The 10,167-nt window shown below is 63.0% G+C and carries 8 protein-coding genes; 6 read left to right on the top strand and 2 right to left on the bottom strand.

The window, feature by feature from the left end; genetic code table 11:
• The 3 genes from QOS90_RS27425 to QOS90_RS27415 form a co-directional block, all read left to right on the top strand.
• Positions 1-2,340 (top strand): non-ribosomal peptide synthetase (locus tag QOS90_RS27425; RefSeq protein WP_283600578.1); only part of this gene is annotated, 2,340 nt, incomplete at its 5' end.
• A 62-nt stretch (positions 2,341-2,402) separates the two neighbouring features.
• Entirely contained in the window at positions 2,403-3,560 is a 1,158-nt protein-coding gene (gene macA / locus QOS90_RS27420; RefSeq protein WP_027596798.1) for a macrolide transporter subunit MacA, read from the top strand.
• Positions 3,561-3,562: 2 nt separating this feature from the next.
• A complete protein-coding gene (locus QOS90_RS27415) occupies positions 3,563-5,566 on the top strand; it encodes a MacB family efflux pump subunit (RefSeq protein ID WP_027596799.1) in 2,004 nt (667 codons plus the stop codon).
• 149 nt (positions 5,567-5,715) lie between these two features.
• Here QOS90_RS27415 and QOS90_RS27410 read toward each other — a convergent pair whose 3' ends face one another.
• Positions 5,716-6,360, bottom strand: a complete 645-nt coding sequence (locus QOS90_RS27410) for a helix-turn-helix transcriptional regulator (protein WP_027596800.1) — start codon at positions 6,358-6,360, stop codon at positions 5,716-5,718.
• Between the two features lie 220 nt (positions 6,361-6,580).
• On the opposite strand from QOS90_RS27410, the gene hisN reads away from it, so the two are divergent.
• Together hisN and QOS90_RS27400 are read left to right on the top strand one after the other, a co-directional pair.
• The gene (gene hisN, locus QOS90_RS27405) at positions 6,581-7,372 is read left to right on the top strand and encodes a histidinol-phosphatase (protein ID WP_085273361.1); all 792 of its coding nucleotides are present in this window, start codon (positions 6,581-6,583) and stop codon (positions 7,370-7,372) included.
• 88 nt (positions 7,373-7,460) lie between these two features.
• Positions 7,461-8,192, top strand: coding sequence for a hypothetical protein (locus QOS90_RS27400; protein WP_027596802.1), 732 nt, complete (start codon positions 7,461-7,463; stop codon positions 8,190-8,192).
• Positions 8,193-8,200: 8 nt separating this feature from the next.
• Here QOS90_RS27400 and QOS90_RS27395 read toward each other — a convergent pair whose 3' ends face one another.
• Positions 8,201-9,175: a LysR family transcriptional regulator gene (locus QOS90_RS27395; protein WP_085273360.1), complete on the bottom strand. Its 975-nt coding sequence runs from the start codon at positions 9,173-9,175 to the stop codon at positions 8,201-8,203.
• A gap of 397 nt (positions 9,176-9,572) precedes the next feature.
• Here QOS90_RS27395 and QOS90_RS27390 point away from each other — a divergent pair.
• The coding region (locus QOS90_RS27390) for an ATP-binding cassette domain-containing protein (protein WP_143491071.1) at positions 9,573-10,167 on the top strand (595 nt) is incomplete at its 3' end.

Below are 10,167 nucleotides of genomic sequence, written 5' to 3'. Positions count from 1 at the left end.
CCGTTCAGCACCCGCCCTGGTGCACGCCTGTACCGCACCGGCGACCTGGCGCGGCACCTGGCCGATGGCAACATCGAATACCTGGGCCGCAACGATGACCAGGTCAAAATCCACGGCTTGCGCATCGAACTGGGCGAGATCCAGGCCTGCCTGACGCGAATAGAGGGGGTCAAGGAGGCCGTGGTGATCGCTCATGAGCAGCAGTTGCTCGCTTACTACACGGGCGAGTCGTTCCCGGTGGAGGCGCTGCGCTCGGCATTGCTCGGGCGCCTGCCGACCTTCATGGTGCCGGCGCTGTTCGTCCACCTGCAGGCACTGCCCTTGAGCCCCAACGGCAAGCTCGACCGCAAGGCTTTGCCATTACCGGATAGCGAGGCCCTGCAGAACCGCGAGTACCAAGCGCCAGAAGGTGAAACCGAAACCCTGTTGGCAACGATCTGGTCCGAACTGTTGGGCGTGGAGCGGGTAGGGCGGCACGACAACTTCTTCGAGCTGGGCGGCCACTCCCTGGCGGCAATCCGGCTGGTCGACAAGATGACCAAGGCGGGCCTGAAGGTGGCCATCAACGATGTGTTCCAGCACCCCAGCGTAGCGTTGCTGGCGGCCAGGCTCGGCAGCCCTGACGCTGCGCACCGCGGGGTGATCCGGGTGCGTGCAGGGGGCAGCCAGACGCCGCTGTTCCTGGTTCACGAATTCACTGGCCTGGATTTCTACTTCCCGGTGCTGGGCCAGCACCTACCCGATGATTTCGCGCTCTATGGACTGCCCGGCATCCCGGCCGATCAACCGCAGCCACAGACGCTCGAGTGCCTGGCCCGCTACCAGATCGAACAGATGCGCAGCGTGCAGCCACAGGGGCCGTATCGCCTGGCAGGCTGGTCGTTCGGTGGGGTAGTGGCCTTCGAAATGGCTAACCAATTGCTGGGTGTGGACGAGGAGGTCGAATTCCTCGGTTTGATCGACACCTATGTGCCGCGCCTGGCCGACCAGGGCAAGGCGCGCTGGCAGGGGCCACGTGCACTCGAACGGCAGTTGCTGTTGAACTGCAGCACGTTCTGGCGCACGCAAGACTCGGCAGGCGCCGACAAGCTGGCACGCCTGCAGCAACTGGAGGCCGGTCAGGCCGATTTTGCCACGCTGGTCGCCAGCTGCCGCGAGCACCAGTTGCTCTATGGGCTGTGGGCGAGCATGAGCGATGCGCAACTGCTGCACTACTTCACCCGTGAACTGGCACACGGCCATGCGCTGGCACATTACCGCCCTTCACCGTTGAGCGTGCCGGTGCACCTGCTGCGCGCCGAACAGGGCAGTGACAGCCAGTCGACTCTGGGCTGGCGCGAGACCTTGCCGTCCCAGGCCCTGGTGCTCCTGGGCGTGCCGGGGGACCACCGCAGCATGATGCAGGCGCCCCACGTGGCCGCGCTCGGTCAGGCGCTTGGCCAACTATTGGACACTGTGCCTAGCACGAGCAGCACCAAGGCAGCGGCTTATCAGCCCTTGGTGGCGATCCAGACCGGTCAGCACGGGCATGCACCGTTGTTTTGCGTGCCGGGGGCTGGCGACAGCGTCACCAGCTTCATTGGCCTGGCCGAGGCCCTGGGCCCGGACTGGCCGCTGTACGGCCTTCAGGCGCGGGGGCTGGACGGCTGCTCGGTGCCGCACACTTCGGTGGAGGCTGCTGCCGATTGCCATGTGCAGGCCATCGAGGCGCTTTATCCGCAAGGGCCGCTGAACCTGGTCGGGCATTCGTTTGGCGGCTGGGTGGCACATGCCATGGCTGCCCGGTTCGAGGCCAAGGGGCGGCAGGTGCGTTCATTGACACTGATCGACAGCGAAGCACCGGGCGAGGGCGGCACCTGTGGCCAGCCCTACACCCTGGGCGAAGCCTTGCAGCGGCTGATCGAGGCGTTGCAGCTGTCCACCGGCAAAACCCTGGGTATTGACCCAGGCGCCTTTGCTGAGGCCAGCGACGACCAGCAGTTGAGCCAGCTGCACGCGGCCATGGTGCGGGTCGGATTACTGCCGGCGCGGTCGCAGCCAGGGGCGCTGGACGGCACCGTACGGACCTTCGCCACGGCGTTGCGCACGGCCTACCGGCCAACGTTGAGTTACCACGGGCCGGTCGGCCTGGTGCTGGTGGATGACCCGGGCCTGGATGCCTTGGGCAATGCTCGCGAGCATGCCGCCATGCAGGCCGGTTGGCAGCAACTGATGCCCAAGCTTGCACTGTGGCAGGGGCCCGGTGACCACTTCAGCATCCTCAAGGTGCCGGATGTGTTCAGCCTGGCGGCCTGGTGGCACGACGGGCAGGCGCTGCACCACGGCAAGGTTACCCCTTAAAGATGGGCCTTCCCGGCCCACTGGGGCCGGGTTATGCGAATCCGAAGAGATAGTGAGTGTTCATGGAAAAGTCCAGATTCCGCAAATACAGCCTCGGCATCGCCGTGGCCCTGGTCGCCGGCATCACGCTGTATGCCGTCCAGGCCCCGGCCAAGCCGCCGCAATACATCACCGCCACGGTCGAGCGTGGCGACATCGAAAACGCCGTGTTGGCCACCGGTACGTTGCAGGGCATCAAACAGGTGGACGTCGGCGCCCAGGTGTCGGGCCAGTTGCGCTCGTTGAAGGTCAAACTGGGTGACAAGGTCACCGAGGGCCAGTGGCTGGCCGAAATCGACCCGCTGGTGCTGCGCAATACCTTGCGCCAGGCTGAGGTCGACGAGGACAAATTGCAGGCCGAGCGCCGTTCTAGCCTGGCCCAGCTCAAGCAGGCCAGGCGGGTGTATGAGCGCTATCGCGAACTGCAGGCCGACGAGTCGGTATCGCGCCAGGACTTCGAGAACGCCGAGTCCGAATACGAGGTGCAGCAGGCCGCCGTGCGCTCGCTCGATGCGCAAATCCAGAGTGCCCGGGTCGAGATCGACACGGCCAAGGTCAACCTGGGCTACACCCGCATCAATGCACCGATCAACGGCCATGTGGTGGGCATCGTCACGCAAGAAGGGCAGACCGTGATCGCCAACCAGTTGGCGCCCGTGCTGCTCAAGCTGGCCGACCTCGACACCATGACCGTCAAGGCGCAGGTGTCGGAAGCCGATGTGATCCACATCAGCCCAGGCCAACCGGTGTACTTCACCATCCTCGGTGAAGACAAACGCTACTACGCCAAGCTGCGCGGCACCGAACCGGCCCCGCAGAACTACGCGCAAAGCACCGACAACAGCGATGGCAGCGCCACGAAACCCAATGGTGCGGTGTTTTACAACGCCCTGTTCGAGGTGGCGAACCCCGAGCACCGCCTGCGCATCTCGATGACCGCGCAGGTGCACATCGTGCTCGACACGGCCGAAGGCGTGCTCACTGTGCCGGTGGCCGCCCTGGGCGCGCGCAATGGCGACGGCAGCTTCCCGGTGCGGGTGCTCGATGCCAAGGGCTTCGCCCAGGTGCGCAACGTGCAGGCGGGGATCAACAACAACGTCAAAGTGCAGATCAAGGATGGCCTGGCCGAAGGTGACCGTGTAGTGATCGGCGAACCGGTGTCTGGCGAAGCAGGGGCGTGAGCATGAACATGAATGTCGAGCTGAGCGCACACAGCGCCGTTGCCTGCAGCAACGGCGAGCCGTTGTTGCGCCTGCAGGGGGTCAGCCGCAGTTTTCTGGCCGGCGACCGCGAATTCCTGGCGCTGAAGGGTATCGATCTGCAGATCCACAGTGGCGAGCTGGTGGCGATCATTGGCGCCTCTGGGTCCGGCAAGTCGACCCTGATGAATATCCTCGGCTGCCTGGACAACGCCAGCAGTGGCAGCTACCAGGTCGGCGGGCAAGAGACGCGCACGCTGGACGACGATGCCCTGGCGGCGCTGCGCCGCGACCATTTTGGCTTCATCTTCCAGCGCTACCACCTGCTGCCGCACCTGGATGCCCTGCACAACGTCGAGATTCCAGCAGTGTATGCCGGCACTGCGCACGGGCAACGCCACGACCGGGCACGTGAGCTGCTCACGCGCTTGGGGCTTGCCGGGCATCTGGAACACCGCCCCAGCCAGTTGTCCGGCGGGCAGCAGCAGCGGGTGAGTATCTGCCGGGCGCTCATGAACGGTGGCCAGGTGATCCTCGCCGACGAGCCGACCGGTGCGCTGGACACGGCCAGCGGCAAAGAGGTGATGAATATTCTGCTGGAGCTGCACGCAGCCGGGCACACGGTGATCCTGGTGACCCACGACCCCAAGGTCGCCGCGCATGCTGAACGGGTCATCGAGGTCAGCGACGGTCAAATCGTCAGCGACCGGCGCACGGGCACCGCAGCCATGCCCACCCCGGTGGCCGAGCCAGCACCGGCCGCTTCGCCAGCAAGGCGCCTGGTCGCTAGCCTGGGGATGTTCCGCGAGGCCTTCAAGATGGCCTGGATCGCTTTGATCTCGCACCGCATGCGCACCTTGTTGACCATGCTCGGGATTGTCATTGGCATCACCTCGGTGGTGTCCATCTCGGCCATCGGCGAAGGGGCCAAGGGCTACGTGCTCAAGGACATCCAGGCAATTGGCAGCAACACCATCGATATCTATTCGGGCAGCAACTTCGGAGACAGCCGGGCGAAGACCATCGAAACCCTGGTGCCCGCCGACGTCACTGCGCTCAACGCGCTGTACTACGTCGACAGCGCCACCCCGGTGATCGGCCAAAGTACCTTGGTGCGCTACCGCAACCTCGATGTCGATGTGCAGCTCAATGGCGTCAGCGAACACTACTTCCAGGTGCGCAACATTCCCCTGGCCGCCGGTATCGTGTTCAGTGCCGAGGACGCACGGCGCCAGGCCCAGGTGGTGGTGATCGACCACAACACCCGCAAGCGCCTGTTCGGCCCCAACGTAGATCCGCTGGGGCAGGTGATTCTGGTGGGGAACCTGCCGTGCACGGTGATCGGCGTCACCGCCGAGAACAAGAACCTGTTCGTCGCCAGCAACCAGCTGAATATCTGGGTGCCGTACGAGACTGCTGCCGGCCGTGTGCTTGGCCAACGCCACTTGGACAGTATCAGCGTACGCATCAAGGACGGCGTACCCAGCAAGCGGGTCGAAGAGGAGGTGACCAAGCTGATGCTGCAACGCCATGGCACCAAGGATTTTTTCACCAACAACCTCGACAGCATCATGCAGACCGTGCAAAAGACCAGCCGCTCGCTGACCCTGCTGCTGTCGCTGATCGCGGTGATTTCGCTGGTGGTGGGCGGTATCGGGGTGATGAACATCATGCTGGTGTCGGTGACCGAGCGTACCCGCGAGATCGGCATTCGCATGGCGGTGGGGGCACGGCAGTCGGACATCCGTCAGCAGTTTCTGGTGGAGGCGGTGATGGTCTGCCTGTTTGGCGGGTTGGTCGGTATTGGCTTGTCGTATGGGATCGGCTACCTGTTCGAGTTGTTCGTCAAACAGTGGGAGATGGTGTTCTCACCGGCGTCGATCGTGATGGCGTTTGCCTGTTCGACGTTGATTGGGGTGGTGTTCGGTTTTGTGCCAGCGCGCAACGCGGCCCGGCTTGACCCGATCGAAGCGCTGGCACGGGATTGAGGTGCCCTATACCTCAACCCTTGTAGGAGCAGCCTTGTGCTGCGAAGAGGCCGGTAATAGCAACGAAGGTTCACGGTGTTATCACCGGCCTCTTCGCAGCACAAGGCTGCTCCTACACGGCGACTCGTGCCCCAGTGGGGATTACAAGATCAAACTGCCGTATACATCCAGCGCATCAACGAATGCCGCCCGCTGATGCCAAGCTTGATCGCCGCCCGGCGCAAATAGCTTTCGACCGTATTCACCTTCAACTCCAGCCGCTCGGCCTGTTCCGGTGCGGTATGCCCGGCCAGCAGGCCAAGGCATACCTGGCGCTCCCGTTCGGACAGCTTCAGCCCCGATTGCGCCAGGCGGTCGAGAAAACGCTGTTCAAGGCTCTCTTGCGTGGCGCGCTCGGCGGCGGGTTGCAGGGCATCGATGTGCTTTTCCAGCATCGGCAGCAGCAGGGGCGAGATGTCGTCCAGGCGGTTGCGCTCGAAGGCGGAGAAGCCATAGGTGGAGTCAGCGCGCAGCACCTGGATTTCGTAGCGGGCGTCGCCTTTGCGGCGAATCAGGTGCAAACGCGACGGGTCGCTGCAGTCCCTGCTTGGCTGCACGTCCGAGGAAAATACAGTCTCGTTGATCACGGGCGCGTTGGCGTCAGGGCCGGCCGGGGCTACGGGCAGCAGGCGTATGTGCGTGGCGTCGATGGTCAGGTGGGCCTGGATCAGGTCGTGCAGCATGCGCGGGAATTGGCGGCTGCCGGTGCTGGCAATGACTTTGCCGATTTGTGGGTAGAGCAGGTGCGAATTCATCGTGTCGTCCATGAGGTCCGGTGGTGCAATTTCCCGTCTGGCTGTTGGCCCGCATCCTGGGCCGCATTCGGGAGGTGATGGGTATCCTAGTACAACGATTGAGTGACGGTTAAATGAAGTAGCGATAGTGGCATAATAATGGCTTCTATGGCAGGCGACTGCTGTGGCGCGGGTTGTCGGGTATGATGCTGGCCTCCATCATCTTCAAGAGGCCTGCCCCATGTCCCTGAGTGCTGAACAGATTGGCGAATTCCGCGCCTTTGCCGAGCAGTTGGCCGATGCCGCCGCTGTGGCGATCACGCCGTATTTCCGTGCCAGCCTGGACGTCGAGGACAAAGGCGGGCGGTTGTACGACCCGGTGACGGTGGCCGACAAGGCGGCTGAAGATGCCATGCGCGCGCTGATCCAGGCGCGCTATCCCGAGCACGGTATTTTGGGTGAAGAGCAGGGCGTGGCAGTGGGCACCAGCCCCTTGACCTGGGTACTCGACCCGATCGACGGTACCCGCGCGTTCATCACCGGCTTGCCGCTTTGGGGCACCTTGATTGCCTTGAACGATGGCACGCGTCCGCGGGTAGGGGTGATGAACCAGCCCTTTACCGGCGAACGCTTCGTCGGCACCCCGGAAGGTGCCTGGCGCAGTGGCACGCCGCTGAAAACCCGTGCCTGCGCCGACCTGGCCTCGGCCACGCTGATGTGCACCACCCCGGACATGTTCGACACCGCAGCGCGCAAGGCAGCGTTCGAGACCGTGGCCGGCAAGGCTCGGCTGATGCGTTATGGCGGCGACTGCTATGCCTATTGCATGCTGGCGTCGGGCTTTGTCGATGTGATCGTGGAGGCGAGCCTGCAGCCGTATGACGTGCAGGCCTTGATGCCGATCATCGAAGGGGCGGGCGGTGTGATCACGGCCTGGGATGGCAGCTCGGCGCAGCATGGCGGGTGTGTGGTGGCTTGCGGTGACCCGGCGTTGCATGCGCAGGTGGTGGAGATGTTGCGTCACGCCATGTGACCATCGCACTTTTTCGGTTTCTTGGGCTCTATGCTTGGCCAGGCTGCACTGATCCCCGGTGCGGCCGCCGAATATCGACCCGGTGCCGATGGTTGCAAGCCCTTCCAGAATAGTCCCCGGCCTGCTGTTGGCAGGCGCCCTGACGTGCCTGTGCGCCTGTACCCAAGAGCAGGGCCGTGACATCGTCAGCCAGTTCGGCAACGGCAAGCCCAGCGAGCTGTTCCAGACCAGTGTCGACCGCCTGGCGACACTGTCGATGCGCGACAACCTGCAGAGCTTGTACCTGCTGATGAACAAGCTGTACCTGCGCAACCCCAACCAGTGGAAGATGTCTGGCTACGTCGATGCCGCCACGGCCGAGCGGCAGATCCGCATAGCCATCGAACAGCGCCAACCGTTGGCGCAACTGGGCAATCGCCGCGACCTTGCCGCCTTGAGTTACGCGCTGAGCCCCGAGTTTCGCGGGGACCGGGTCGGCGCGTTCATCTATGCCATCGGCAGCATGCTGATTACCGCCCATGGCGGGCGCACGGAGTTCTACATGACGGACACCATCGACCCGCTGTTCGTCAACAACGCGGCACGCAATATCGAGAAAGCCACCTGGATGCTTAGCCAGCGGCAGGATGCCAACGGCGTGCTGTTGCTGTTCTCCAACGAGATTTCGGAGGAGGGCAGCAACCTGAGTTTCGCCGTCGAGTTCGGCAAGATCGTGGCGCGGCTGGATCTGCTGGCAGAGCTGCTGGACGAGCGCTATCGGCGGATCGGGCTCAATTATGCGCAAAGCCTGTTGTTGATGAATTTCTTGCCGGTGCAGTGACCCGGGCCTTAAGTGGCGGCCGTCAGCAACGGTTGAAACTCCGCCAACAACCAGTCACGCAACCGTCGGCAACTGGCGTCATGTTCCTTGTCTTCGTTGAAGGCCAGGAAATGGAAGGTGTCCTTGAGCACCAACTGCTGTTCGACCGGCCGCACCAGCAAGCCTTGCTCCACCAGCGGGCCCACCAGGTGGTGCCAACCCAATGCCACGCCCTGGCTACTCAGGGCAAGCTGCACCAGCAGGTTGTAGTCATTGGCATTGAAGAAATGCGGTGCCGTGCTGGCACGGCTCTTCAGGTCGACATCATGGAACGCCAACCAGACATTCCAGTCGACGTGCTCGGCCACCTGTGAGCGCCCATAGGGGCTGAGGTTGAGCAGCGAGCCGTCGCGAATCCCTTCCAAGGTAGCCAGCTGTGGGTGCTGTGCCAGGTATTGCGGGCTGCATACCGGGTAGACCACATCATGGTCGAGCGGGTGGCAGCTGTAGCCGGCCTGGATCTTGCCCAGCTTGGTGATGTAGATGTCCGGCCGTACGCCAGGCTCCATTGACAGGAAGTTCTGGGTGGTCACCAGGTTGATGTCGATGTCCGGGTTTTGCTCGAAGAACTTCGGCATCCGTGGCCCCAGCCACAGGGCGGCAAACGCTGGCGAGCAGCACAGGGTAACCACGTGCTTGGGGTTGATGTTGCTGCGGATTCGCTCGGCCGCCTGGGAGATGTTGACGAACGATAACTGCACCGCATCGAAGAAGATTGAACCCGCCACGGTCAGCTCTACCGCGCGGCCGACACGGGTAAACAGTTCGGCACCCAGGTAGGTTTCCAGCTCACGGATCTGCCGGCTCACGGCGGCCTGGGTGACGCACAGGGCCTCGGCGGCACGGGTGAAATTCTGGTATTTGGCGGCCGCGACGAAGACTTTGACCGCGCGCAGCGAAGGCATCTTGATCAAGGTCTGATCGGGTTCGGAGTGTCTGACCATGTCGGTAGGGTTCAGGTCCTGTGTAGGAGCAGCCTTGTGCTGCGAAATGGCCCGTACAGGCACCCATAGCCAGTGTATGAGCGGGCCTCTTCGCAGCACAAGGCTGCTCCTACAAAGGGCGGGGCGGGGTTCAGCCCTTGATTGATAACTTCAGGTAATGATTAGCGTCCTGCAAATGTCGTTGGACCCACCCTGGGCCAAGGCATAACGTAAATCCCACGGCGCGACATTGAAACATCGATGTCGAATAACTTTTTGAAGCAGGACTTTCTGCGTGCCGGTGTTGACTCACGTTCGCTCTTGAACGGACTGCCAAACGTACTCGCACTGATCTACCCGCCTTACCGAACAGTGCGATGTTGATAGATTGGTTAATAAGCATAATAACGAGGGTCGTATGAGCCATGCCGATGAGATTCTTTCGGTAAACAACATCTTCAAAGTGTTCGGCCCCAACCCGAACATGGCCATGGAGATGCTCCGCAAGGGCGCCGACAAGAACGAAATCTTCAGCAAGACCGGCCACGTCGTCGGCGTCTTCGATGCAAGCTTTTCCGTCAAACGTGGCGAGATCTTCGTCATCATGGGCCTGTCGGGCTCGGGCAAGTCGACCATGGTGCGGCTGTTCAACCGCCTGATCGAACCCACCGCCGGCAGCATTCACCTCAACGGCCGCGAAATCACCGGCCTGTCCGATAAAGCCCTGCTCGATGTGCGTCGCAAGGAAATGGGCATGGTGTTCCAGTCCTTCGCCCTGATGCCGCACATGAGCGTGCTGCAGAACACCGCCTTCGGCCTGGAAATCGCCGGCGTTGCTGAAACCGAACGCCACCGCCGTGCCCGCGAGGCGCTGAGCCAGGTCGGCCTGGCCGGCCACGAGCACAGCTACCCGCACCAGCTGTCCGGCGGCATGCAGCAGCGCGTGGGCCTGGCCCGGGCGCTGGCCAACGACCCGACCATCCTGTTGATGGACGAAGCCTTCTCGGCCCTCG

It is taken from the genome of Pseudomonas sp. LAIL14HWK12:I10 (assembly GCF_900184205.1).
GTDB lineage: Bacteria > Pseudomonadota > Gammaproteobacteria > Pseudomonadales > Pseudomonadaceae > Aquipseudomonas > Aquipseudomonas kermanshahensis.
The sequence above is the reverse complement of the archived record's forward strand: the minus strand, read 5'-3'. Positions and strand labels throughout refer to the sequence as shown.